The organism is Alteribacillus persepolensis (assembly GCF_900099605.1).
Taxonomy (GTDB): domain Bacteria; phylum Bacillota; class Bacilli; order Bacillales; family Marinococcaceae; genus Alteribacillus; species Alteribacillus persepolensis.
The window spans coordinates 1-26,619 of record NZ_FNDK01000001.1 but is presented as its reverse complement, the minus strand read 5'-3'; the positions used below and the strand labels follow the sequence as shown (position 1 = coordinate 26,619).

General features: G+C 40.4%; 24 protein-coding genes. 7 read left to right on the top strand and 17 right to left on the bottom strand.

Going from position 1 to position 26,619, the window contains the following annotated elements; genetic code table 11:
- Positions 1–13: 13 nt before the first annotated feature.
- Positions 14–1,228 carry an MFS transporter gene (locus BLT18_RS00120; protein ID WP_091270153.1) on the bottom strand — a complete coding sequence of 405 codons (1,215 nt, stop codon included), beginning with the start codon at positions 1,226–1,228 and terminating at the stop codon, positions 14–16.
- A 120-nt stretch (positions 1,229–1,348) separates the two neighbouring features.
- On the opposite strand from BLT18_RS00120, the gene BLT18_RS00115 reads away from it, so the two are divergent.
- Complete coding sequence (locus BLT18_RS00115) at positions 1,349–2,239, top strand: LysR family transcriptional regulator (protein WP_091270152.1); 891 nt, start codon at positions 1,349–1,351, stop codon at positions 2,237–2,239.
- 128 nt (positions 2,240–2,367) lie between these two features.
- Here the strand turns inward: BLT18_RS00115 and BLT18_RS00110 are convergent, their stop codons facing one another.
- Both BLT18_RS00110 and BLT18_RS00105 read right to left on the bottom strand, forming a co-directional pair.
- Entirely contained in the window at positions 2,368–2,760 is a 393-nt protein-coding gene (locus tag BLT18_RS00110) for an HPr family phosphocarrier protein (RefSeq protein ID WP_091270151.1), read from the bottom strand.
- A 104-nt stretch (positions 2,761–2,864) separates the two neighbouring features.
- Positions 2,865–4,022 (bottom strand): mechanosensitive ion channel family protein, encoded by a 1,158-nt coding sequence (locus tag BLT18_RS00105; protein ID WP_091270150.1) that lies wholly within the window; start codon positions 4,020–4,022, stop codon positions 2,865–2,867.
- 179 nt (positions 4,023–4,201) lie between these two features.
- Here BLT18_RS00105 and BLT18_RS00100 point away from each other — a divergent pair, with 179 nt between their 5' ends.
- Both BLT18_RS00100 and splB read left to right on the top strand, forming a co-directional pair.
- The gene (locus BLT18_RS00100; protein ID WP_091270149.1) at positions 4,202–4,459 is read left to right on the top strand and encodes a transcriptional regulator SplA domain-containing protein; all 258 of its coding nucleotides are present in this window, start codon (positions 4,202–4,204) and stop codon (positions 4,457–4,459) included.
- Complete coding sequence (gene splB, locus BLT18_RS00095; RefSeq protein WP_091270148.1) at positions 4,452–5,480, top strand: spore photoproduct lyase; 1,029 nt, start codon at positions 4,452–4,454, stop codon at positions 5,478–5,480. Before BLT18_RS00100 ends, splB begins: the two co-directional genes overlap by 8 nt.
- Before the next feature lie 102 nt (positions 5,481–5,582).
- Here the strand turns inward: splB and BLT18_RS00090 are convergent, their stop codons facing one another.
- Positions 5,583–5,888 (bottom strand): monooxygenase, encoded by a 306-nt coding sequence (locus BLT18_RS00090; RefSeq protein WP_091270147.1) that lies wholly within the window; start codon positions 5,886–5,888, stop codon positions 5,583–5,585.
- A 55-nt stretch (positions 5,889–5,943) separates the two neighbouring features.
- Entirely contained in the window at positions 5,944–7,164 is a 1,221-nt protein-coding gene (locus BLT18_RS00085) for a dicarboxylate/amino acid:cation symporter (RefSeq protein WP_091270146.1), read from the bottom strand.
- 392 nt (positions 7,165–7,556) lie between these two features.
- Between BLT18_RS00085 and BLT18_RS00080 the strand changes: the two genes are divergently transcribed.
- On the top strand, positions 7,557–8,564 hold the full coding sequence (locus BLT18_RS00080; protein ID WP_091270145.1) for a DUF3231 family protein: 1,008 nt from the start codon (positions 7,557–7,559) through the stop codon (positions 8,562–8,564).
- A gap of 147 nt (positions 8,565–8,711) precedes the next feature.
- On the opposite strand, the gene BLT18_RS00075 is transcribed toward BLT18_RS00080, so the two are convergent.
- The 4 genes from BLT18_RS00075 to BLT18_RS00060 form a co-directional block, all read right to left on the bottom strand.
- The gene (locus tag BLT18_RS00075) at positions 8,712–9,467 is read right to left on the bottom strand and encodes a YheC/YheD family protein (protein WP_091270144.1); all 756 of its coding nucleotides are present in this window, start codon (positions 9,465–9,467) and stop codon (positions 8,712–8,714) included.
- Between the two features lie 247 nt (positions 9,468–9,714).
- A complete protein-coding gene (locus BLT18_RS00070; RefSeq protein ID WP_091270143.1) occupies positions 9,715–10,947 on the bottom strand; it encodes a hypothetical protein in 1,233 nt (410 codons plus the stop codon).
- Positions 10,944–11,471 (bottom strand): RNA polymerase sigma factor, encoded by a 528-nt coding sequence (locus tag BLT18_RS00065; protein ID WP_245705137.1) that lies wholly within the window; start codon positions 11,469–11,471, stop codon positions 10,944–10,946. The genes BLT18_RS00070 and BLT18_RS00065 overlap by 4 nt, the downstream gene beginning before the upstream one ends.
- 284 nt (positions 11,472–11,755) lie before the next feature.
- On the bottom strand, positions 11,756–13,150 hold the full coding sequence (locus tag BLT18_RS00060) for a VWA domain-containing protein (RefSeq protein ID WP_091270142.1): 1,395 nt from the start codon (positions 13,148–13,150) through the stop codon (positions 11,756–11,758).
- Between the two features lie 346 nt (positions 13,151–13,496).
- Here BLT18_RS00060 and BLT18_RS00055 point away from each other — a divergent pair, with 346 nt between their 5' ends.
- Positions 13,497–13,988 carry a hypothetical protein gene (locus BLT18_RS00055; protein WP_091270141.1) on the top strand — a complete coding sequence of 164 codons (492 nt, stop codon included), beginning with the start codon at positions 13,497–13,499 and terminating at the stop codon, positions 13,986–13,988.
- Positions 13,989–14,054: 66 nt separating this feature from the next.
- On the opposite strand, the gene BLT18_RS00050 is transcribed toward BLT18_RS00055, so the two are convergent.
- Positions 14,055–15,578, bottom strand: a complete 1,524-nt coding sequence (locus BLT18_RS00050; RefSeq protein ID WP_091270140.1) for a flotillin family protein — start codon at positions 15,576–15,578, stop codon at positions 14,055–14,057.
- A gap of 307 nt (positions 15,579–15,885) precedes the next feature.
- On the opposite strand from BLT18_RS00050, the gene BLT18_RS00045 reads away from it, so the two are divergent.
- Positions 15,886–16,194: a PadR family transcriptional regulator gene (locus BLT18_RS00045; RefSeq protein WP_091270139.1), complete on the top strand. Its 309-nt coding sequence runs from the start codon at positions 15,886–15,888 to the stop codon at positions 16,192–16,194.
- Positions 16,195–16,215: 21 nt separating this feature from the next.
- Positions 16,216–17,412, top strand: coding sequence for a chromate transporter (locus BLT18_RS00040; protein ID WP_091270138.1), 1,197 nt, complete (start codon positions 16,216–16,218; stop codon positions 17,410–17,412).
- Positions 17,413–17,489: 77 nt separating this feature from the next.
- Here the strand turns inward: BLT18_RS00040 and BLT18_RS00035 are convergent, their stop codons facing one another.
- The 7 genes from BLT18_RS00035 to BLT18_RS00005 all read right to left on the bottom strand — a co-directional run bounded on the left by BLT18_RS00035 (position 17,490) and on the right by BLT18_RS00005 (position 26,143).
- A complete protein-coding gene (locus tag BLT18_RS00035; protein WP_091270137.1) occupies positions 17,490–19,415 on the bottom strand; it encodes a TRAP transporter permease in 1,926 nt (641 codons plus the stop codon).
- Positions 19,416–19,463: 48 nt separating this feature from the next.
- The gene (locus BLT18_RS00030) at positions 19,464–20,468 is read right to left on the bottom strand and encodes a TAXI family TRAP transporter solute-binding subunit (protein ID WP_091270136.1); all 1,005 of its coding nucleotides are present in this window, start codon (positions 20,466–20,468) and stop codon (positions 19,464–19,466) included.
- 116 nt (positions 20,469–20,584) lie between these two features.
- On the bottom strand, positions 20,585–21,448 hold the full coding sequence (locus BLT18_RS00025) for an MBL fold metallo-hydrolase (protein WP_175487312.1): 864 nt from the start codon (positions 21,446–21,448) through the stop codon (positions 20,585–20,587).
- A 23-nt stretch (positions 21,449–21,471) separates the two neighbouring features.
- A complete protein-coding gene (locus BLT18_RS00020) occupies positions 21,472–22,293 on the bottom strand; it encodes a dioxygenase family protein (protein WP_091270134.1) in 822 nt (273 codons plus the stop codon).
- A gap of 145 nt (positions 22,294–22,438) precedes the next feature.
- Positions 22,439–23,191: an MBL fold metallo-hydrolase gene (locus BLT18_RS00015; RefSeq protein ID WP_281242326.1), complete on the bottom strand. Its 753-nt coding sequence runs from the start codon at positions 23,189–23,191 to the stop codon at positions 22,439–22,441.
- 128 nt (positions 23,192–23,319) lie between these two features.
- Positions 23,320–24,978 carry a PucR family transcriptional regulator gene (locus tag BLT18_RS00010; protein WP_091270132.1) on the bottom strand — a complete coding sequence of 553 codons (1,659 nt, stop codon included), beginning with the start codon at positions 24,976–24,978 and terminating at the stop codon, positions 23,320–23,322.
- 94 nt (positions 24,979–25,072) lie between these two features.
- Positions 25,073–26,143 carry a maleylacetate reductase gene (locus tag BLT18_RS00005; protein ID WP_091270131.1) on the bottom strand — a complete coding sequence of 357 codons (1,071 nt, stop codon included), beginning with the start codon at positions 26,141–26,143 and terminating at the stop codon, positions 25,073–25,075.
- Positions 26,144–26,619 lie beyond the last annotated feature (476 nt).

The window sequence follows — 26,619 nt, the reverse complement described above, 5'->3', positions numbered from 1 at the left end:
TCTTTTACACAAACTACACACTTTGGCGAACGATTGTACTGCTGTGCAGCTCACTTTCTTCCATCACTGCCAGTTTCTTTGTGCATAAGTAAGTTATAACAAGTACCAACAGAGAGCCGCTTACCATTCCAAACCACCCAAAAGCAGGCCACAGCCAGCCATAATACAGGCTTCCTAAGCTTCCTCCTAAATAATAAGAGGTTAAATACAGGCCAGATGCACTTGCTTTGGCCTTATCAGCGTGCCTTGTCACCCAGGCACTAGACGTTGAATGGGCAAAAAAGAAGCCAAAACTTAATATTAACAGCGCACCAATGATGACAGGAAAGGAAGGTATAAGCGTCAAAACAACTGCTAACACCATGAGGGCGACACCGATAAATACCGCAGATGTCTGCTTCCATATTTGCGCGGCCTTTCCGGCTAACGTTGAGCTGACCGTTCCAGCTCCATAGGTAAGAAACAACAAACCAAGCACTGCTGTTGAAACAAAAAATGGGTCACCACTTAAGTAATAGGTAATGAAATTGAATATGCCGATAAACACAAGGAAATGCAGGCCGCCAATGATATAAGCATACCGCATGACAGGATTTTTCAAGTGATCTTTGTTATCGTGCAGCACTTCCCGTAATTGAAAGGGACGAGCCGTAAATTGTTGGGATTTCGGCAGAAGGATATACACCAATACAAACAAAAGGAAACTGCAGACAGCCATCACAACAAAAGCTATCCGCCAATTCCAAAGGTCTGTCAGCACACCGCTTAACACACGCCCTCCCATGCCGCCGACACTGTTACAGCTGATATAAATCCCAATCGCTGCTGCCATCGCTTTCTTTTTGTACTCTTCGCTAATATACGCCATCGCTGCAACAGGAATGCCAGCAAGCGCGGCCGCTTGAAAAATCCGAGCTGCAAGCAGCCACCCAAATGAGGGTGCTGCACTAATAGCAAGTGTCCCAATGGTGCCAAGTGCCATTGCTATAAAGATAATGCTTCGTCTTCCAAAAGCATCTGAGAGTGCTGTGTAGATGAAAAAACTAATTCCTAACACAAATAGCGCTACCGAAATGATTAAACTCGATGCTGCTTCTGAAATTGCAAATTCTTCGGTGAAGAGCGGCAGAAGCGGCTGTGGAAAATACATGTTAGCAAAAATAAGAAATGAAGCTGCTCCTAAGGCAGTTGTTGCTTTCCAAAATTCTTTCGTCTTTACATCAATCATCTTCCTGCCTTCTTTCTCTGTTGATGTGTCCGACTTCTATGCTAGCACTGTCTTTATGATAAATAAAATATATAATAAATATAGAAACCATAACTTTTTATTATAGAAAGGAAGCTTTTGATGGATTTGCGACAGTTGACATATTTTTTAACAGTATGCGACACATATAGTTTTACAAAAGCTGCTAGAAAGCTGCGGATTGCTCAGCCAGCCATCACAAAAGCAATCCAGCAGCTGGAAAACGAAGTGGGACTGCCGCTGTTTATTCGTGAAAAACGTCATGTGCGTTTAACGATGGAAGGACGCGTGCTAAAACAGCACGCCATCGATATTCAACAAAAAATACAGCAAGCCAAAAAGGAACTGCACGATATGAAAGAAGGTATTTGCGGCACCGTACAAGTTGGTATTCCTTCGATGTCTGGCTCCTACTACTTCCCAGAGAAATTAGCACAGTTTCAAGAAAAGTATCCTGATATTGACATTGACATTTATGAAGCTGGCACAACAGAAATCGAACGAGATATTCTTGAAGGACGACTGGAGATGGGCACCGTGGTAGTGGATGATGTATCAAACAATCTAGACATTCATCCATTTTTACAGGAATCATTAATGCTTGTCGTCTCTCCTTCTCATCCGCTGGCAGCACATCAGGCTGTATCCATTGAACAGCTGGCAGATGAAAAGCTCATTGTATTTAAGGGAGGTTACTATCACCGCCGTATCATTGAACAAGTCGGTGCATCCACAAAAAAAGACCTTTCTATCGCGTTTGAAACCAACCAAATTGCGATGGCAAAATCATTAACTGCGAAAAATTTTGGTGTTTCAGTGTTTTTGAATATGGTTGTTTCCAAAGATGAAGATGTAACAGCTATTCCGTTTGACCCTCCTATTGTGATAACACTTGGCATTGCCCATAAAAAAGACTTGCCTCTCTCTAAGGCAAATCGGTTGTTTTTATCTTTTCTAACAAAAAACGCTGACACCAGCACCAGTGACCAATGACACACTGCTACTTTCCGCTCCATCGCTTTGAAACATTTGAGATACAATAAACACGTATATCTTCTCTTAATACAAAAAGCTGTTTCAACGATAAAAATACCTTTGTTGAAACAGCTTCTCTCTTATGTTTATCGTGTTGTTTTTAAATATGACTTAGCAACGTGCCGGATGTTGGGCGACCATTGGTTTAATGATCCTGTCATCGCTTTTTCTACTGTTTCCACGCCTTCTTCTTCCCAAAAACCTAACTCCGTATCCATCGTATGATAATCTTCTAGAAAAGTACGGACAGCCGCGCATACTTGGGCTGCATCTTCTCCTTTTGCCCACATCGTAATCTCATCACCAATGCGGATTGTCGTAAACACCGACATCATCCCAAGGACACTTTTGCCACTTGCCATTACTTGCTTTTTTTCCACAAAAACATCACTTTTATATATTTCTAACAAATGAACCAGCTCTAATACTTTGTGTACGGATAAGCTTTTGAACAACGAAAACGTTTCTTGTTGTTCCATGTCATCTTCTCCTTTTATATGAGAATAAGTAGACTGCCTTTTTTACTTTTCTCATTATAGAATAGGAAAAGCTTCCATTTCTACCCGTTTTCAAGCCAGGAATGTTACGATTCTGTATCTATTTTTGACTTGGCTGCATCATCTGAGAGCGGCCGTTCCCCAAGCGCCTCCTTAAACGGTGCTGCATTCTTTTCCATGTACAAAGAACGTGATGGAAATGCCACTTGAACATCCTCTTCTTCCAGAATGCGTATGACTTCTAAAATCATTTGCTGTTTGACGTTATACCACTCGACCCAAGCGGTTGTCTTCGTGAAAAAGTATAAAAAGATATCATACGACGACGCTGCCAATTCATCAAGCCTTACAATAATTAATTCCTTATCGATGTCTTCATCATTATAAAGCATGTCTTCAATACGCTGCACAACACGTTCTAATTTTTCCCGCGATGTTTTATACTCTACTCCGATGGTAAAACTAATTAAACGTTTGTCCATCTCCGACCAGTTTGTGATAGCTTCATGCGCCAATGTACGATTTGGAACAGTGACAAGCGAATCTTCAAATGTCCGCACTTTCGTACTGCGAAAAGATATGTCTTCTACAATCCCTTCCACCGTGGGTGTTTGAATCCAGTCACCATTTTTAAATGGCCGTTCTGTTACAATAATCACACCGCCGAAGAAGTTGCTTAACGTGTCTTGGGCAGCCAGTGCAAAAGCCAGTCCCCCCAAGCCTAAACCAGCAATAAAACCATTGATATCATAATTCCACTCATACGCAATCACTGTAATCGTGAGTGCTACGATAATAAACCGCAAAAGCTTTGATAAAAACGGAATTAACATGCTGTCTGCGCCGTCTTCTATTTTTCTCGAAATTCGATCATAAATCGTCGATGAAGCGGAGACGTAATTGAAGAGTCCCCAGCCGATACAAATACTAATAACCGAACGATAAATCGTATGTATAACACCTAGATCTTCACGCGGTATCGGCAAATACAAAATCGCAAGATAAATCCCTAATATACCGATGAAAAAGCGAATTGGTTTTTCAAAAGCTACCAGCAGATTCGTAAAAAGATCAGTCGGCGATTTTTTGGCAAACCGCATAATAATTTTAAAAATATATGTCGTAAACAGCTTACGAAACACAAAAAACAGTAAAAAGATAACAACAGCAATACCAATATCTACCCATGGCAAATGTAAAAACCAATCCCAAGCATTGTATATGTAGTCCATTATATAGTCCATGGTTTTCCCTCCATATTCACACTCCTACCATATCTTAACATGCAGTCCAGAAGAACTCCATCAACCGGCAGTTCTATGACATTTGCTTTATGATTGATTCATCAAAAAATCTCTGCTACACATCTTTTTCTCTTATTCAAACATACTAAGTGTAAATCTTTAAAGAAGTAGGTGAGGGCATGAGTGTTCAAGAATCATACCAGCCAGGTGATGTCGTATATGTGATGTATCGTAATCCGCATACTCAAGATGTACTCCATGTACAAGAAGCAGCAGTGGTCAACAACCCGGACCATCCAAAAGAGCTTGCTTTGTTTTTATACGAAACGTATTACCCATTAACAGATGATATAGCAATATATCGTACCGAAGAAGAAGCAGAGCAAGCCTATGAGTACTATTTTGGCTCCGCAGAAGGCGGGGATATTCTTGGTTAAACCATTCGTTCCGCAGTTAGTGTATGTGGAGCCGCGCGCACTTGACTATTCACTTGGCAAACAGCTCGTCAACAAGTTTGAAAACATGGGCATTGAAATACGAGAGACCACTTCACACAATCATATAAGAAACCTTCCAGGAGAAAATGATTTTCAGCGTTACCGCATGGCGAAATCTACGCTTGTATTGGGCTTGAGAAAAACGCTGAAGTTTGACACATCCAAACCTTCTGCTGAATATGCGATACCCTTTGCAACAGGCTGCATGGGGCATTGTCATTATTGTTACTTGCAGACAACGATGGGAAGCAAACCCTACATCCGCACATACGTCAACCTCGAAGATATTTTTGAAAGTGCTGAGAAATACATGTCAGAACGTGCCCCTGACATTACCCGCTTTGAAGCTTCCTGTACATCAGACATCGTCGGTATTGATCATTTGACCCATACGTTAAAACACGCCATTGAATATTTCGGAAAATCCAAATACGGCAAACTACGCTTTGTAACAAAATTTGCCCACGTTGATCACTTGCTGGATGCCAGACACAACGGCAAAACGCGTTTTCGCTTCAGCATTAATGCCGATTATGTTATTAAATATTTTGAACCAGGAACCTCTCCCTTAAAAGACCGAATCGAAGCAGCAGCTAAAGTTGCACAAGCAGGGTATCCACTTGGTTTTATCGTCGCTCCGATCTATTTGCACGAAGGCTGGAGAGAAGGCTATCATGATATGTTTGAAAAATTAGAAGCCAGCCTTCCTGATGCAGCTAAAAAAAATGTAACGTTTGAATTTATTCAGCATCGTTTTACAAAGCCGGCCAAACGTGTTATTCAAAAAAACTATCCAATGACAAAGCTTGAACTAGATGAGTCAAAGCGTAAAATGAAATGGGGACGGTATGGAATTTATAAGTATGTCTACTCCAAAGACGAACAAAACGAGATGAAACAAACGTTAGAGGCTTCCATGAATGAGTTTTTTCCGCAAGCATCATTGGAATACTTTACGTAGCAGACATAGAAAAGGCTGTTAAAAGGGAACACCCTTTTAACAGCCGCTGTTCTTATGACAAAGTCAGCCTGGTTTTTCAACAATTCCAGGCCTGCTTTTTCTTTACTTCACAGGACCGTGGTTGATGTTTGTCAGTGCATCGTTCACTTGAAAAATTTTCGCTCGCACCGGTTCAATCCCAAACTCTTTCAGCCGTGCGGTGTGCATGTCCAAATACTTTTTAGCATGTGCCTTTGTGTCAAACAAATAAATTCCACCTGCTTGCTTAGTTTCTTCATCTTCTGTCCAGATTTTCCAAATAAACCCGTCTTCTTCATTAATGCTCTGTGCCAGTCCTTCAAAACTTTCTGCCATCTCTTCTCCAAACGGGCCTTCCATGTCAAAATCTACTTGCAGTACATAAGCCATATTGTCTCCTCCTTTGCACTCATGATAAACGGCTGAACACATATTTTCCATTGTTTTATGATTCATCGTTATTTGTTTCTGTCTTATTAATAGCTGTTGTTCCTATTAAGTCTCCGGTAACATTTAAACATGTTGCTCCCATTCCAATTAATACATCCACTGCCGCTAATAAAGCTACCGCTTCCATCGGCAGCCCTAACTGAGTGAATACGGTGGCAATCATCACGATGCCTGCGCCCGGTACACCAGCTGTTCCGACAGAAGCAAGCGTTCCGATAATGACTACTTGCAAAAGCGCTCCAAAACTGAGCGGTTCGCCAATCACATTGGCGGCAAACACAGCTGAAACAGCAATCCGTATAGCCGCACCGTCCATATTAATCGTTGCACCAAACGGAAGACTAAACCCATATAAGCTTTTATTTAAGCCTAGGTTATTGGCCGCATGTAACGTAAGCGGCAGTGTCCCTGAGCTGCTTTGCGTCACAAATGCCGTAATCATTGGTGTCCGTGCTTCCCGGAAAAACTGCATCGGGCTCTTTTTTATAAGAAGTAATATGGCTACATAAACGAGCAGCTGTACAAATAAAGCTGCGTATAACACTAAAATAAAATTCCCTAAAGACAGCAATGTATTCGTTCCTTGACTGCCAACTACATTAGCAATAATTGCAAAAATACCAACAGGAACGAATTGCAGTACGCCTTTCATCACGACAAGCACCACTTCATTCAATGCATCAGCAGCGCGGTACAATTTTTCACCTATTTCCGTTTTTTCTGCGCTGTCACGCAAATAAGAAATCGCCATTCCAAAGACGATGGCCGTAAAAATAATACCAAGCAGATTCATATTCGTAAACGCCGCGGCAATATTTTCCGGAACAATACTTAACAGAACGTCTACAATGCCCGGATTTTCAGGCACTTCCATGCTTTCGTCACCCGTCAATGACATCTGTGTTCCCGGATTTAACAAACGCGCCACAACTATGCCTACCATAATAGCTAGAGCTGAAGTGATGACATAATAAATAAATACTTTCCCGCCCATGCGTCCTAAACGGCTGATGCTCGTTTGATTTACTCCAACTATTAATGTAAACAAAATAAGCGGCAGGATAATAAATTGCAGCAGCCGCAGCAACAAATCTCCTACTGGTTCTAGCACTGCTGCTCGCTCTCCAAAAATTAACCCAACCGCCGCACCAAGAATAAGAGCAGCGGTGATTTTTTTAATTAATGGTGTTTGTATGTACTGCTTGAGCCAGTCCAATAGAACCCCTCCTTTCCGTTAATATTTCCAACCTGTAAAACATGATAACACACTTTAACTTTTCCCTATGTATGCTGCTTTGCAGACAGGTTTGATTACAAGAAAATATCGTTCCGCTAACAGACGGAAATGTTTATATGTGATAGCGGGCTGCAAAGTGACCGATGATGTCTGCAAAAGAAGAAAGTGCCCGGCAGTCATATGAAACAGCTTTCCATACATTTCAGAAAGTAAAGACCATTTTTACGGTACGCAGCCACCAGGGACGCAAGGAACAGCGGCATGCAGCAAATTCCTTATGAAAAAAAATCGGATCGCACAACATAAAATTTCTTTCTTTTGGAAAACTACAATCATATAAAGCAGGCAAGACACAAGGAGGCTGTACACAAATGCCGGATAAACCTTCCCTTACATCATCTGAATTGGGTACACTTTGGCTGACGTATCAGCAAGAAACGATGGTTTTGCGGATGCTTGAGTACTTTATTAAACAAGCGGATGACAAGGAAGCAAAAACGATAATGGAAAATCTATATAATGTTGTTCATTCCTTCAGTGAAAAAACAGCGATTCTTTTTCAAGAAGAAGGAGCGGCTGTTCCCGTCGGCTTTACGTCACAAGACGTGAATACAGGGGTTCCGAAATTATACGAGAATGGCTTTGATATTATGTTTTTCCGACTGATGACAGAAATCGGCATGGGGATGCATACATTAAATATTACCATGAGTTCACGTGAAGACGTCGTTTCGTTATACAAAGATTTGACCGCCATTATACAAAAATATTATAACGAATGTACGCAATACTTGATTCGTAAAGGAATGCTGGCTCGTCCGCCTTACGTTTCAATGCCGCAGTCGGTAGAATTTGTTAAAGACGTAAAGTATTTAAGCGGATTGAACCCTTTTAACGACAAACGCACATTAAATACGGTTGAAGTAGCGCATATTTTTCATGCCATTGAAACTAATGTTACCGGTATGCAGATGATAACTGGTTTCGCACAATCTGCTCACTCTACAGAAGTATCAAAATATTGTAAAAGAGGAATGGAATTATCCAAAAGCTTTATTACGGAATTCAGTGCAATACTTTTAAAAGATAGTGTTCAAGCACCAACTCCTGCTGGCGGCAATGTGACACGCTCCACTGCTGCTCCGTTTTCCGATAAGCTTATCATGTATTGCATCAGTCTTTTTTGCAGTTTTTCACTGGGCGGGAATTCGCTGGGCACAGCTTTTAGTTTACGAACCGATGTCGCCGCAAAAACCACTGTATCCATGAAAGATGTGTTTGAATACGCACAAGAAGGTGCTAAAATTATGATCCGAAACGGCTGGATGGAAGAACCGCCGCAGATGGAAGAAAGAAAACATATCATAGACAAAAATTGAGAAAGTGCCTTTTAAACAGTTGACTGACTCTGTTCTTCGCTGTCATTTAAAGTATTTTTGAAACAGTTATGATGCACCTTAAACGATATAAGAAACGCATGCTGTGGCATGCGTTTCCTGCTGTATTTATTCACTATAAATAAAGAATTAAGCCGCTTTATAACTTTTTGCCAAACGTTTCATCCTTTTATACATAGCGGGATCAACTTTTTTTAACATAGAAAATTGCGGACGCGAGTTAACTTCTAATATCCACAGCTTTCCAGCTTTATCATAACCATAGTCAATTCCCAATACATGAATGTTTTCATTTTTTTCACTTAAAAAACGTGCAGTATGAAGAGCCGTATCTTTCATTTCCTGCATGCGCTGTTTTTGAGCTGACACTGAAAGACCTTTTTGTTTAAAAAGATCCGGCATCAAGCAAATGCTCCCGCCGCGGTTTAAATTGGTCACAATGCTATTCTTTTTGCCGATTCTGCTGCTGATTCCAGTACATTTCCATTTCCCTTTAACTTTTCTCTGTACCAGCGCGCGAATATCATAAGGGCGTCCCTTTACTCGATCGAGCGTAATAGCTTGCTGGATAATTCGCTTTTTCTTCTTTGAGTGTTTGGTTATATAGTTGTATACGCTTGCTAATTTCTTAAAGACCTTTTTGCTTTTATTAGAACGGCATTCATATTTTGTTTTCACACGTCTTATTCGGTAAATTCCTCTCCCTTTCGAACTCTTTTGCGGTTTAACATAGACGATTCGATATTTTTTCATCATTTCTTTAACATTACGATACGTGAAATTTTTTGTTTCCGGTACATATTTTTTTAATAATTTATTTTTCGATAATGTTTTGTGCATACCTAATTTTCCGCCGAAATGAAAAGGACGATAGTATTTTCCCACTTTCTATCACCTCCTTCCCGTTATGGTACGTCTTTGATGGCTAAGCAGATTACACCTTTGTGCAGCTTGCATACAATATGTGTTCCTTCATTACGTCTAACATGCAACAGTCCGCTGAAATGAAAAAAACTTGGCTTGCTGCCTAGTCTCTACAGCAAAACCCTCATCCGTTCTGCTTCCCGCCAAGTGAACGATTTCGGAAGCACAACAAAAAAGCATGGCCGGAAAAGGCCACGCTTTTTCATATTTAAATGGTCCATTCATTAGTTACAATAGCTGTGACAAACCAGCTTCCCTGTTCGTCTTGTTCTAACACAATATTTACACTTTTCCAATCCATTCCGCCTTCTTCTTCACTTTCCACGTGGTATTCTACAACGGCAGCTTCCGGGAACACCTCACGGATATTGCTTTGCATATTGCCGCGTTGTTTTGTTTCTCCTACAACAATTTCATCAGGCGATGATAAATCAGGATGATAGATAAACTCCTCATAATATGCAGCTGGTGTTGCCTCTATCGAATGACCGCTGCCATCATATACTCCCCATTCATAGACATTATCATCAGTAAAGAAGTTTGCTACCTGGTTCTTCTCTAACACGACCGCACGTTCTTCCTCAATATGAACATAGGGCGAAAAAAGAAGTCCTTTATCTGGATGCACGCGGCTTGCTAAGCGTTCCGCATCTTGACTCAGCAATTGTTGTAAAATCGTGTCTGCTTGATTCAGCGCAGCTTGCTGTGGTCCGCTCAACTCATCTGGAATAACATTGGCACCGCGATTAGAGCTATTTGCCTCTTCCGATTCTATTTCATGAACAACCCACTGGCCGTCTTGATAAACAAGATGATAAATCATGTTGACATGGCCAAGCAGTTCATTATTTCGTTCTTGCGTCACCAAAAAGCGCGTATCTGATTCTTTTTCCATCTCAAACGGCTGGCTTTCTTCAAACCAAGTCGGCCCGTCTTTAGCAATGACGTACACCCCGTCATCTCGATTTGTAAAATACGCATCGGTCATCCAGGCCGCTAATTCTTGAGACATCGTTTCCTCAAAATATTGTTGGACTTCGCCTGTCGTTTCGTACGAATCTATTTTTTGATCACTATCCGCTTCATCGACTAAAGACAAAAACGAGGTTTCCCATTCATTCAAAAACGCCGCTGCTTGCCTTTCAGACAACTCAGGCACACTGTCTTCTGTTGAGTTTTCTTTTTGGTCTTCTTCAGGCGCCTCTCCCGGAACCCCTTTGTTATTACCATCACCTGGGGCGATACCGGGCTGACTCATCACAAGAACCGCGGCTATGCCCGCTGCTAGCACACTGCCTGCCGTCACATATATTCTTTTCCAAGGGGAGCGTTTATTTGCCTTCTCTACGCGCTTGATAATGTTATCGCTAGAGACAAAATCCGGCATGTTTTCATAGCCTTTTTCTAATTCTTTTAACCGTTCTTCTAATGACTTGCTCATGCTTGCCCACCCTCCTTTTCTAATTTTGCTTTCAGCTGTTTTTTTGCTCTCATCACTTGTGTTTTGATTCCCGATTCTGATGTGTTGGTTACTTCACTAATTTCGCGGTAGGTTAAATGGTGAAAGTAATGAAGAACAAGAGGAACGCGGTATTTCACATCAAGCTCTTGAATAAGCTCATGCAATTCCATTGCTTCTTCACTAACGTCTAACGTCGAATACGTTTTAGAGTTGTGCTTTTGTTTTAATTTTTCCATTTTCCGGCGCTGGCGCTGCTGTTTTCTCATCATATCTCTTGCTGTGTTTAAGGTAATGGCATATAGCCATGTCGTAAACGTCCCACCTTCATAACTGTCTAAAGAGCGATATACTTTTAAAAATACTTCTTGTGTAACATCTTCTACTTCTTCTGATGTTACGCCAATTTGAAACGCAAACCGCTGCACCGTCTGATAATAGGTAGAAACGAGCTCACAGAAAGCTTCTTTATTTCCCGATTGAGCACGCATAATCGTGTGATGCACGATGTTTTCCCCCCTTCTGTTGCTGTTTCTATACATGTAACGAACGATTCTTACTATACGTCCCAAAAACGCAGCAGAAAAATTTGGCAGCTTGCTGTATCCGTATCTTAAACCCTTCACCTTGCTTTATCCGTTTTTCGCTCCCGCTATTCCTGCCCTTCTAAAAAGTACAAAAGGCTTTCATACACATACTGGACAGACGGAACCGCAAACGATCAGGTACTGGCGCTGGTCAGTGAACATAGCAAATGTATATATAAAAAAAGCGCTGGATTCAGCGCTTTTTATTCCTGATTATTTTTTTGATCAATAGCATCTCTTATTTGTTCATTTCCTTCATCAACGTACTCTTGCCACTTTTCATTCCCGCTGTTCACACTTTCCTGCCACAATTCATTGCCTGTATCAACGCCATAACTCCAGATTTCATTCGCGTGGTCAACAACAATGGAGAACGTGTCATTAGCCGGATGACCAAAATCCTCAAAGCGGTCTTCTAAATAATCCTGTGCATCCTTTAACCGCTCTTTTTCCCGCCTGCTTTTCTCTTTCACACGCTCTTTCATGTCATATGCCAGTTCCTTTTTCTCTTCTTTTTGTGCGTATGCTTCTGTTTTCCCTTGTTCTTTCCATTCACGCCATGCTTTTTTTATTTCATCGTACTGCTCTCTCATATATTCTTTTAATTTTTGTTCAGAATCCACGTACACGAACTCACCGTTTCCTGCATCCGCTACATCCTGCAACAGCTTTTGTCCTTCCTCATCATCCACATCAAAACCAATAATATTCACCATAGCGTCCCCATATTCGTCTACCAATGTTTCTGCTGCTTCTACTGGGTTCCCATCGCATGTTTCAATCCCGTCACTGACTACATAGACAACAACTTCATCTGCTGCATCCGGGATGTCTTCCCTGCTTTCTTCTAACGCGCGCGCAATCGGCGTCCATCCGGAGGGCTGCAACTCTGATAAAGCGGATTGAAAACCTTCTGCTTGATACGTATCATTGTAAATGTTTTCTGTCGTGCTGCATGACACTTCTTTGTCCGCATCGCTTCCTGTCCCTTTATGTCCATATACCCTCAGAGAAATTGTTGCTTGTTCTGGCACTTCTTGTGCAAATTCCGTTACTGCCTCTTTTGCCGAATCCCATCTCGTCTTATCACCGTTGTAATTATACATACTGCCACTGGCATCCATTAAAATTGCATAGTGAGCAGTTAAGGGTTCCCGCTCTTCTACGGTTCCATCCGGACGTTGTATATCCACATCTACTTGCGAATCAAAGTTAGCAAATGTCTTCACTTCTTCATGGTAATCTTCCCCTACTAAATAAATAAGCTCATGGGCATATTCTTCAGCCGTTAAATCATCTGGAAGCTCATCGATTGCAGCGTTCACTGCTTCTTGATCATAATCATCCCCGCTGTAGGGACCGGGTTTTCGAAGCAGCTCCTGTTCAAACTCTGTTAAAGGACGGGCTGTTTCTCCAATATCATAGTAATCAAGTTCACTCGGGCTGAATTCTTCATCCCCGTCTGTGTTTTCCTTTTCTTCCTGTCCCTCGGTTTCTCCTTGCTCTTCAGGCACGGCTGCATCTTCGCCACCGGAAGAACAAGCAGCCAGCAACATAACAAAGCAGATAAAAACATAAGCACAGCACTTTTTTTGCATGATCTTCCCCTCTTTTCATTTGTTTCCATTAATCGTATGTAAGTGTAGCAATAATTTCACAAGTGTTCTATATATATAATATATTTTCAATACTTACGCACTATTTTTTTGATTACACTTAAAACTAAATAACTATAAAACCAAAATCTATCCATGCTTTTCACTTATGACTTTGTTATGTTCCCATATCACGCAAGACACAATATTATTTTTGTAAAAAAACGTCGAGAAAACACAAACGATAAAAACAGGGTTTTTATTTATTTTGTTGAAGTTAATAGAAAAGCCTGCTTGCCTAACATATCTTGCAATTGTTTGTAAAAATATCAGAGGGAAGGTGAAGCAAATGTTTAACTGGCTGCCATATAAAGATCAAAAAATCAGTGAGAGAAAGCTAACCAAAGTGATGAGGCGGTTAAAAATTGAACATTACAATTTTAATTGGGACCGTAATAGTTGCTACATTGAATTTCGTTACCACGGTCATTCCTACAAAATGGGTCACTCCGTAGAAAGAGCAAAGAAAAAAGGAATCATTTTGCGAAATGGACTGGACTGTTTAAGCGAATTGGTGGACACTTTAGAAAACTTATGTGAGATTGTCGACCGCGGCACGTATAAATTAGAAACATGGATATCCAGCATGCAAGAATCCAACTCACTGACAGAGGATATGCCAGCATATGAAGAAGAGTTTCACATCCGTTATAAGTCTGTTGGCAAACAAAAACAGTCCGAATTTAATGAAAATGCTGATTTCATCCCTGCTCCTTCCCACACCCCGCCTCTTCAAAACTTTGAAAATAATCGAATGGTGCAATATCCAGAGCGCAAATAACAACTATGTACTTGTAGAAAAAGCCATAAGGACATCCTCCTTATGGCTTTTCTTACAGCATTTTAACTATTCACCTTTTTTCTTTGTTTCGGTTTTTTCCGATTCAACACGTTCATCTGGAACTTGTTCGTGATTTGCAGACACCTCTTGTTCATCATGTTCTTTTGCTGCCGCAACACCATAATCATACGGGTCACGCGCCGGTCCAAAACCATTTGCATTTTCACGGGAAACGTAATTTTCAAGCAATGCTTTCAAATCCATACCCGTTGTTTCTTTTAATGACTCTTGAATTCCCAGCATCGTCGATGTGACGTTATTAGCCACTTTGGTCGAACCGCCTTGCGAATCGCTTCCCCCCATATCAATCACTTTCATGTCTTTAATTTGAGATATCGGGGCGGAAACTTTTTCTGCGTATTCCGGCAGCACATTTAAGAGCATCTCGACGATAGCAGCTTCGCCGTATTGTTCCATCGCTTTGGCCATACGTTCCTTTGATTCTGCTTCTGCAATCCCGCGCTGGCGGATAACTTCGGCTTCTGATTCCCCTTTGATGCGTTCTTTATCAGCTTCTGCTTGGGCTTTTTTCGTCGTTTCATAAGCTTGGGCATCAGCCACTGCCCGGCGGCGCTTGTTCTCTTCTTCTTCTAGTTCTACTGCTCGCTGTTTCTCTATGTATTGTACTTTCAATTCTTCCTCTTTTACTTGCTGCGCTAATCTTTGCCGTTCGAGCTCGCCTGCTTGTTCAGCATTCGCTTCCGCTCGATTTGTTTCCGTTTGGAATTTTGCTTCTTTGATATCTTTTTCTTTTTTCGACTCTGCAACCGCAGTCAAACGGCGGTTTTCTTCTTCTTGGGCTTCTTGATCGTTTTTAGCTTGGTAAATCTTCGTCTCTTTTTTCGCATCGGATTCTGCCATATTTGCTTTTTTCTGTACATCTGCAATGTGCGGACGCCCAAGCGCATCAATATAACCATTTTCTTTATCAACATCTTCTACATCGTTTAAAGCAAATGAAGTAATTTCAAACCCCATTCCTTTTAAGTCCGATTCTGCAATCTTTTTCACTTGCATATTTACTTCTTTAAAATCATTATATATTTTCTCAATTGGCAAAGAAGCGATAATCGAACGCAAGTGTCCGTTTAACACATCATTTAGCTCTGATTCTCGTTCATTTTGTTTTTTCCCTAAAAACTTCTCAGCAAAGTTTGCCATAATTTCTAATTCACTGCCGATACTAATCACAGCCGTACTAGACACACGTACAGGAATACCTTCTTTTGTATATGCCTTTTCAGAATCGACTTGCAGCTGAAAAGATGTTAAATCAATGGGCGTTGCTGTTTGAAACATGCGCAGCCTGTATCCGCCGCCTCGAATAATTTTTACCGAACGGCCGTTGTGGTCTTCAAAGACATTTTTCTCCTTTTCTGAATCTCCTAAATTCGGCCCTGTCACAATTAACGCTTCATTCGAGCTGGCCGTTTTGTAGCGCAAACGAAAAATGAAAAACGTGACAACTGCAGCAACAAGGGCTAAGATACCAAGCACAAGTAAGATAAGTACAAATACCCCTTCCATCATTGTATACCCTCCTTAAAAATAAGTACTTTTTCATTGTCAAGGATATCCATTAAACTGTAAAGTTTTTAAACACTTTTTGATAATATTCCATAATCGCAGAATATATGACGTCTTCGAATCATTTCCCAAGACAATGATTCCTGAGGTGTAACAGTGCCTTTTTGTTAATACTCTTCCTTTATTAAGAAAATGTAAAATTATTAAAAATAACGTAAAATCCGTTGGACAGCAAAACAGCATATGATATTATACAATCCGATATCGATTTTCTATATCGAAAAACGTAATCAATAAGGAGGGATTTTCACTGGAAGACCGTATCCTTCGCAAATTGTTTCTCGGGTTTATTCAAATTCACATTCTTCATCACGCAAAAGAGCATCCTGTTTATGGCGCGTGGATGCTTGAAGAGCTTCAAGAGCACGGCTATGAAATTAGTGCTGGCACGCTTTATCCAATTTTTCACAACATGGAAAAAGACGGACTGCTGGAAAAAGAAGAACGTCTTGTCGATGGCAAAATCCGAAAATACTACAGTGCAACTAGAAAAGGAGACGTTATTCTCGATAAAGCTCGTGCACAGGCCTATGAATTGTTTAAGGAAATAAAGGATTAACAAAGGCAGGTGTATCTATCTATGAACAATCAGCAAAACAAATTAAAAACACTCGTAGAAATATTAATCGTTTCTACAAGACTTGGATTTACATCTTTTGGCGGGCCTATAGCACACCTTGGTTACTTTCATGAGGAATATATCCGAAGACGCAAATGGATGGGAGAAAAAACGTATGCTGACCTCGTTGCGCTGTGTCAGTTTTTGCCGGGACCTGCCAGCAGCCAAGTCGGCATTGGGATAGGCGTCATGCGCGGCGGGATTCTAGGGGGGATAACGTCTTTCATCGGATTTACTCTCCCTTCTGTGATTGCACTTATTTTATTTGCTTCGCTGCTTCATACATTTAATGTGGAAGATGCCGGCTGGATAAACGGATTAAAAATTGTAGCAGTAGCAGTTGTTGCTCATGCCATTATTGGCATGGCTCAAAAGCTGACCCCCGACATAAAACGACGAACGATTGCCCTGTTTACGCTAGTGATGACGCTGTTATGGCAAACGCCTTACACGCATATTGGCGTGATTTTGCTAGCAGCTGTTGTTGGATTTCTGTTATACCGCCAGCAGACGGTACAAGAACAAGATAGTTTTGTTACAGGCTTTCCTGTTTCGCGGCGGTTTGGTTATGTATGTTTGGCATTATTTTTTGGTATTCTTATCCTCTTGCCTATTATACGGAATCTCACGTCGATCGAATGGATTGCACTATTTGACAGTTTCTACCGCTCCGGCGCGCTTGTATTCGGCGGCGGACATGTTGTATTGCCCCTGTTAGAACAAGAGTTTGTGCCGCGCGGCTGGTTAACAGAACAGGAATTTTTAGCCGGCTACGGTGCAGCTCAAGCGGTACCCGGACCACTGTTCACATTTGCAGCCTATATTGGTGCAGTCATTAATGGCTGGCAAGGAGGCTTGCTTGCGACAGCTGCTATCTTTTTACCAGCCTTCTTGCTCATCTTAGGCACACTTCCATTTTGGGATGCTCTGCGTACCAATCCTAATATTAAGGGAGCATTAATGGGCATTAACGCTGCAGTTGTCGGTATTTTAATTTCTGCCTTTTACCACCCCATTTGGACAACTTCTATCTTTGAGCCAGTGGATTTCGCCCTTGCAGCGGTGTTATTCACCATGCTTGCTTACTGGAAGCTTCCGCCTTGGATAGTCGTCGTAAGCGGTGCTGCCGGCGGCATGCTTATCTCTTTTTTTTCTTAATACAAAGAAAAGCGCAAGCGCTCTGTTTAGAAAAGAACCCGATGTTGATCTCCATCGGGTTCTTTTTTAATGTTTATCTATTGACCGGCATGGGACGTCTGCTGTGGTGGTTGAGCCTGTTCAGCTGTTACATTTGCTACTCTCTCTTTTGTAACTTTCCATTCATAGAGCATGACAAGTGATATGACGATAATACCGATGATATCCAATAATATACCTACACTGATTGACAATAACGCACCTGTCATTAGCAATATTCGAGAAATAGGATGTACCTTTATTTTCCAATAACCTTCTAAAGAAACTGACAAACTGAATATTCCGACAACTGCTGTGATAAAAGCAGTTGCTATGTTTAAAGTGCTGCCTTCTAATATGAGAGAAGGACCGTAGACAAACATAAATGGAATCAAAAACGCCACCAATGCAAGTTTCACAGCAGTCAATGATGTTTTTAAGGGATCCGCCTTCGCAATGCCTCCTGCTGTATATGCAGCGATTGCCACTGGTGGTGTAATCGCAGACAGAGTTCCATAATAGAATATGAACAGATGGGCTGCGATATCAGGAACACCCAATTGAGTAATCGCAGGTGCGGCAATTACGGCCAAAATGATATAAGATGCAACCGGTGGAAGCCCCATTCCCATAACAATAGAAGCAATCATCGTTAATAATAGTAATACAAACAAATTTCCATTTGACAACTCTACTAATATGCCGGAAAATCTTAAGCCAATACCCGTTAATTCAATAACCCCAATTACGATACCGGCACAAGCACAAGCTGCAGCCACAACTAGTGAGATTTTTGCGCCCTGTTCTAAGGCTCCCAAAATATCTTTTATGCTCATGCGTGTTTCTTTGCGAAGTAAACAAACAGTCGGAACAGTAATAATGCTCCAAAACGCCGCATAAGATGGACTGACTTGCTGAATGATTAATAAATAGATTAACACGAGTAATGGAATAATGAGATGGCCTTTTTCCTTCAGCTCGTCTGTTAAACGATTGACCTTATACAGAGGCTTGTCTGATGACATTTTTGTATTTTCAATACGGGCTGCTCTTAAATCAACCATAATAAATATGGCTAAAAAATACAAGATAGCAGGAATTACAGCAGCTAGCGCAACTTTATAAAATTCAATTTGCAGGTAGTCTGCAATCAAGAATGCAACGGCTCCCATAACAGGTGGAAGAATCATACTCCCAGTTGATGCGGCAGACTCCACTGCTGCTGCGTACCTTGAAGAGTAGCCGCTTCGTTTAATTAAAGGTATCGTTAACACACCGGTTGTAGCTACATTAGAAACAGCATATCCATTCACAGAACCAGTAAATGCACTAGCAACAACAGCTACTTTAGCAGCTCCCCCTCGAAATTTTCCTACTGCTGAAAAAGCCAAGTCTATTAAAAACTTCCCCGTACCGGAACGCTCAAGAAAGGTGCCAAACATGATAAACAATACAACGTAGGTGGCGGATACCCCAAGAGGTGTCCCAAGTATCCCTTGGCTAGACAAACCTACCTGTGTTACAAGCCTGTCTAACGTAAAGCCAGAATGCGCAAATAACAATGGCAAGTTACTCCCCCATAAAGCATAGGCTAAAAACAATAAGGATATGATCGGCAGTGCCCAGCCGATGATTCGACGTGTTGCTTCAAGGGTAAGGATAATCATGAGTGCACCAGCTATAACCATTAATTGCGTAGGCTGATTTAAAAAAGTAGTTAAATTTATAAAGTTTTGATAGATATATACACCAAGTATAATTGTTACTAAAGCTAGTACTATATCCATAATAATAGAGAAGCGTTGATTTTGTTTATCATTATTTTTTACCATTGGGTAAAGCAAAAAAATTAAAGCAAGTGTCAATCCAAAGTGAACGCCCCGCTGTTGCAGTGCTGGGAAAATTTGTACTCCCCCTGAATAGAGGTGAAACACAGTCAGTACAATAGCAATACTAAAAATCATCCATTTTTTAACTGAGTTCAACGATTCCCCCTCCTTTCAACACCGTTTATAGGATGTTTCCTCTTTCATTTACTCTTCCCATTCAATACCTTGGTCTTCAAAAAATTCAATTGCTCCTGGATGAAACGGCAACTCGATATTTTTTGTTACACTTTCTTCATCAATATCAAAGGTTGAATGCACGGACTGTAAATGTTCTTGATTTTCAAAAATTGTTTCAAGAAAAGCATATATTTCTTCATCTTTCATTTTATCGTGTGTAAAATACAGCGATGAAAACGATCCAATTAAAACATCCTCTTCCTGTCCGGGATACGTCCCTTTTTCTACTTCTACCGACGAATAGTATGGTTTTCCTTCCAAAAAACTTTCCATTTTTTCAGGCTCAATACTCAACACCCGAATATCTTCTGTTTGTGCTAATTCAGAAACAGCAGGCGCAGGCGGCATTCCCATAATTAATCCTGCATCAATGCTTCCATTTTTAATACCGTCTTGTACCTCCGTATAACTTAAAGGAATGCTTTGATAATCCTCATTTTCAATCAGACCGTATTCGTCTTCTAACAAGTCGCGAATAAAGTAATACATGGTGTCCCCGGGAATCGCTGTGCCAACTCTCTTCCCTTCTAAATCAGCCATTGATTGTATAGAGGAGTTCCCTGCCACAACCATGTGAAGTGCTGTTTCTGATAAATATCCGATGGCACGTAGTTCTGTATATTCTCCATCCAATAATTCTGACTCTCCGTTATACATTTTATCGATAGCTTCATATGCATAGGCACCAATAGAAGGCCGATCTTGTTCATAGAGTTCAATCATTCTTGTCACACCATCTGTCGCACCTTGCATCGCTTCTACAGAAATTTGATTGCTTGTTTTATCAGAATTACCTTGATTTATAACATCGGCCACTCCAGCACTAATGACGTAATTAATACCACCGGAAGGCGGTGTATATATGGGGACAATATCAGCCTTTGATGTACTGGAGGTTGATTCTCCTCCTCCACATCCAGCTAAAAGAAAAACAAACACCACTCCAGTAAGCGTTTTCAAAATGATACGCATGATTTCACCTCTTATTTGTATTGAAGCAAGGAAGCTTACTGGCAGATGAAAGCATTGTACTTATCATTACCAGCTAGCTACTCCCTCTTACCGTAAATAACAGCAATTCTTTTTCCTTACGCCAAACTGTCAGCTGCTTTTGTTGTTTTTACAACAATTTCTCGTAAGTCGTTAGGGACGATAACATGTCCGGAAAACTCTGCTTTTGTTTCTTCGTATGTTCTCTTCACATCCATTTCTGGTAAGAAATGTGTTAAGACAATCGTTTTGACATTTGCTTTTGCAGCTATTTCTCCGGCTTGCTTAGGACTGCAGTGTGTTTGATTAATTCTATCCCATAATGCCTTTTTTTCTCCGGTAATTTTTTGGTTAGTGTAGCGTTTGTTGGGCGCAAGACAACAATCTTGTATTAATAAGTCAGCATTTTCTGAAATTTTTATTATTGAATTATTTGGAGCCGTGTCGCCTGAAAATACGACCGAGCGATTTTCGATGTCAAATCGATACGCATATGTGAGAATGCTGTGTTCCATCTCACTTGCAGCAATATTCATAGGGAGATTACACATAACTTCTCCCGGTTCATCAATTTCGATAATAGTAACATCCAACAAACCATTTTTCGGTCTGCCAAGAGACAATCGGTAGTCGATATCTTCTTCTGATATACTAAGTAATGTTTCATGATATTTCTTGATCCCCTTAGGACCTATCACTGTCAACTTGCGACGGCCCAGCTCCCATCCGCCAAACAAAAACTGTTGATATCCCATCGTATGGTCAGTATGCAAATGTGTAAAAAACAAATATTGAATGTCTTCTGGATTTACACCTGCTTTCATTAATTGTTGAGTTGTTCCTTCTCCACAATCGATAAGAATTGATGTATCATCAACCGTTAACAACTGAGCAGGCCCGCACCGGTGAATTTCAGGACGCGGTGAGCCTGTTCCTAACATTGTTACTTTTATTTCTGTCATATACATCACCTCATTAAACGTTTTTAATTTATTTGATTCGTCCTCTCCTCGGCTTTTTCAATGACAAAGTTATACTCTGCCACATAAAATGGCTTGTCCATTTCGTACTGATTCATTTCATTTGGGTCATCAATCTTTTTTGTTCGTAAGATAAGTGAATCTTTTACAGCACCAATCGCATCTGAATCAATCCATGGATCATTCTCTATAAATAACATCGTTGTTAATGGTTCTTGAAAATCGTCACTGATTTTAAAATGAATATGTGCAGGTCTCCAATCATGCCGACCCATTTTTTGCAGTAATTGACCAACATAGCCGCTTTTACTGATGCGGTAAGGTCCCGGTACCATCGTTTTTAACTTGTAATGTCCATTATTATCGGTTTCAATTTTTCTTCGGTAATTGTAGTCAGCTTGCTTAGGATCTTCATTTTCATAGTCTCCTTCTGCGTTTGACTGCCACACGTCAACAATAGCTTTAGGCACTGGTGTTCCATCAGAGTATGTTACTTGGCCGCTTAAAAACAACACGTCTCCTGGCTCTTCTTCTCCTTCAAACATACTTGCTTCACAATGGTGAACGGGAGCGTTGTCACGATACAGCGGCCCTTCTACACTATGATCGGTAGCAACGTTGTTCTTACTATTTGCATGTGTTTTTTCATTGACTTTAACAGAAAAACCTAACACATCTGACAGTAGATGATACTCGTCATTTTTACCTACATTTGTCATAAAATGAATCGCTTCCATCCATTCTTCTTCGGTGATGTTAAATTCATCGATGGTTTCCTGCACCTGATAAACTAGCTTTGAAACAATCGCTGATAATCTCGCATCCATGTTTTGTAACTCCTTTCTCTATTACTTTTTAAATCATAACAATAGTTTGTATATTAACCTAGAGCAAAAACAAACAGAAATATTGTGTATTGTTTGTAACAATATATTATTAGCCTTTCTTTGCTTACTACTGTCTAGAGAGCTCTTAGTCCTGATTGATAGAAATGGTTTGCAAATCTTGACCGATGATAATTTCCCCGCCAAACCTTGCAGATGCTTCTTGTCTTGCTCTCTCTTCATCAATTTTAGGAAGAAAATGTGTTAATACTAATGTTTTCACGTTGGCACGCTGTGCGATATCAGCTGCTTGTGCTGGACTACAATGTTCTTTTTGTAATGCCTCCCAAATTCTCTGCAGCTCAGAATTTGGCGTATTTTTATATACGGCATTGACCGCTAAACAAGCATCTTGTATCAAAAGATCTGCTTCTTGTGCTAAATCTACAACTCCATTTGTCGGTGCCGTATCACCAGAATGGACGACTGTATATTGTCTATCTTCAAACCGAAATGCGTAGGTTGGAACATTGTGAACAACTTTTTTTGCTGTGACAGTGACTGGCCATTCCTTATGTCTTCTCATTATTTCGCTTTCATCTTCGATTTCTATTAATTCTACGTTTTCTAGTATTCCACGAGGAGAACGTCCCAAAGAAATTCGATAATTGATATCTTCTTTAAATAAATCAACCATTGTATTATGATAATGCTTAATTCCTTTTGGTCCTACTACTCTCAATTTCCTTCGCCCCAAAGCCCAGCCACCCAATAAAAACTGGCCATAACCTAATATATGATCCGAATGTAAATGTGTTATAAATAAATCTGTAATTGACTCCGGCGGTATATTCACGCGCTGCAGCTGAGCTGTTGTCCCTTCACCACAATCAATAAGTATCAGAGTGCTTCCGCAGTCAATGACTTGTGCGGGTGATGAGCGTTCTAGACTAGGTCTTGGACACCCAGTTCCTAACAGTATAACTTTCCAATCTATGATAAGTTACGCCCCCTTTATCTTTATTTTATTTAAGAATCTGTATTAATTTTTATCGCATAATGTATTCTCATAGCCAGCTGATACTTAAAGCGACTCGCTCCCGTTTTTAAACCGGCCTGACATAGCTTTTCTATACGGTCTAATCGGTATCGCAGTCCAGTGATGGACAAATGCAAATCATCTGCTGTTTGCTGCAAATTTCCGTTATTATCCAAATATGCCTTCAAGGTAAGTAAAAAATTGGAGTTGTTCAACCTGTCATATTCAACAAGTTCTCCAATTGTATTTTTATAAAATTCAATCAGTTCTTCATTATCTGTTCCTTTCAAAAACATCATAATTGCTTCTAAATCTTCATAATAAGACATATTCGAATGATCTGTTAACTGTATAAAGTCACTGATACGACAAGCATCTTGATAACTTTTCACTAATTTTTTTAAATCGTTCGCTTCTCGTCCAACACCTATATAAATATTTTTTACTTTTATTTGCTCCAAAAGAAACTGCTGCATTGATTTCATCATTTCTTCTTTTTCCTTTGCGTAATCACCGGACAAAATAACAATGATATGGTTTTCCATTAAGAATACATCTATATCTTGATAATGATTGCTTAGGTACTTCATAATCTTCTGAAGATATTGACGATTATCCATTTTGATTGCTGCAATACGGTTCGTTAAATAAGGAGAAAAATGAAAGAGATGAGACCGCTTTACGCATGTATCATGATCTGGATTATTTAACAACTCTTCAAAAAAGTCTTGTTTGTTTTTCCATATAGAATGGGTAATTTTCCATTCATGAAATAGTTGAATTGTTAAAACATTTAACGCCCTTGTTATAACGATTTTTTCATTGGAAATAAGCTTTTGATTACCGATAACCACGAGTCTTCCTAAGTTGATGTTGTTTGCCCGTATTGGAAACGTATCAATATCATTTTGCTTTTCTTCTGTATAGCTGAAGTGTTCTGCCCAGTTGTAATAGATGTGTTCATCTTTCTCTTTAATAAACGCACTTTCAATGATTTTGTTGCGGTAATCAATAATGATACTCTTTTTTAACGTATGGGCCATAAAAGTGAGGGTTTCTAGAAGGTCTTTATCTTCGAAGAATAGACTGATTAATTTTTTCTCGATCGTTTCAGATTCATCCAAATGATAGTAAAGATTAGTGAGTTCTTCGTAAGCGTTCTTTAATTCCGTAATAACAGGTGTGTGGCGCTGTTTTTCTTCTATTTTTGTTTCGGCTCTAAAATAACAATAACTTTTTTCTGCAAAAGGTTTCCAATAGATTTCCATGGGTCTTTCTAACAACGCTGTTACATATGCACTGGTATACCCCGACAGAAAAGCGAACAGTTCTTCTTGCTTGTTTAACCAATCACATTTCCATTGGCCGGTAAAATAAATAGTAGATCCGCTTTTTTCAATGGTATGAATTTCGCTTGCAGCAAAACTTTGACATATGGATGGTAACGAATAAATTGCCTCTTCTACAGAGGTAAAGTGCTGTTGACTGGACACAGACGCTCCTACTTTCCCCCCATATTTTTTACCGTATTGGTTTAAAAACCCCTTACATCTTTCTCTCCCTATTTCATGTATAGTTTCCTCTATTAACGCTTCCAATGCGTCTTTTCCCATCCCGGTGTATTGGTTTACTGCATAGGAACTATTCAATTGTATCACCTCCTAGCCCAGCGATTCTTAATAGACAGTTCATCTGTTCAATAACACCACAAAGAGTGCAGTAGTTGAGCAACAGGTATACAGCTTATGAACATAGGGGCTGCTTGCCCGCAAATGCTTGAGTCAAAAGTTTTTTCATTCCTTCCTTCGTGACTTCCCGCGGATTATCATATGCCTTTTCGGTTGCTAGTTCAGCCGCTTTGTCGATATCACCCTTTTTCATACCAATTTCCTCCAAGGACGTCGGACCTCCATTGTCTTTAATAAACGTAAAAAGCTTTGAAGGAACATGCTGCTCTCCTGTTTGCAGCGCTCTTGCTACCGCCTGTATTGCTTTAGGAACGTCAGGCCGGTTATATTCTAATGCATGCGGCAAAACAACGGTGTGCGTCTCTGCGTGCGGCAGCTGGCATGTCCCTCCTAACACGTGGCATAATTTATGGTGAAGTGCCATGCCCACAGAAGCTAAAGCAGAACCTGACAGCCAGCTTCCATACAGTGCTAAAGAACGAGCCTCCATATCATGTGGATTACGTACAATGTTTCCTAGACTCTCATGCAGCGCACGTATACCTTCTTCTGCCATGAGTGATGTAATTGGATTTTCATTGCTTGCATATAGTGCTTCAACACAATGGGCCATCGCATTCACTCCGCTGGTAAGAGATAATGAAGGCGGCATTGTCACTGTTAATTCTGGATCATAAATAACTGTTTTTGGCTGGCATGCTGTATCTTTTCCTGTTTGTTTTTTTCCATGCGATGTGATTCCCCATACAGCCGTCATTTCAGAACCCGAGTAAGTGGTCGGTACCGCTACAATCGGCATGTTAAGCTGCAAAACAGCAGCTTTTGCTAATCCAATCGCCGAACCGCCCCCAACCGCTACAAGCGTATCAGCTTGCACGTCCTTCATTTCTTGCACAACATCCGTTACGTTTTCTTTCGGCACGTGCTGTCTTGCTTTATCATGCAGACCTGCACTAACCTCTTCTAAACAAGCTGCTATTTCCTCTGCTTCCTTTTTTCTTCCTTGTGTCGAAATAACAAGCGCACGGTTTGCCCCCAAACGTTTTACTTCTTCTTTTACAGATTTTCTTTTTCCTCTGCCAAATACAATTTTTGCTGCTTGCTGTTCATAAATAAAATTTTCCATTCTTTATCCCCCTGCTTGTAAAAGCCTAAAGTTATATAGATGAAGTTTTCGAAAAATTAGCTGGATAGTTTTTGAACATTCTCGAAAAGAGAAAACCTATTACTGGTCGCCGCATTTCATTAAGCACCTTATGCGGCTCGATAAAACAGCCGTACCTTTATCATACCGGAAGAACAGATGTATACGTACAGAAAAATAACGAGCAAACATATTTCCACTGCCTGTTTTTCCTTTTCTAAACGTAAAGTTAGAACTTATCAATATTTCAGATAAGAGAGTTCTCGCAAAAATTCTGATGCAACTCTTACTGTATACAATTCATTTAAGTTAGCCATGACAACATATTCTGCTTACGAATTAATAAAATAGTTAACATCATTGGGATTAATCCACGTGTCATTTACCCAGCCATCTAAGTCATAGTCTGCCATGCACTGTTCGGCAAACTCTTCATATGCTCTTGCTTCTCCAGATTC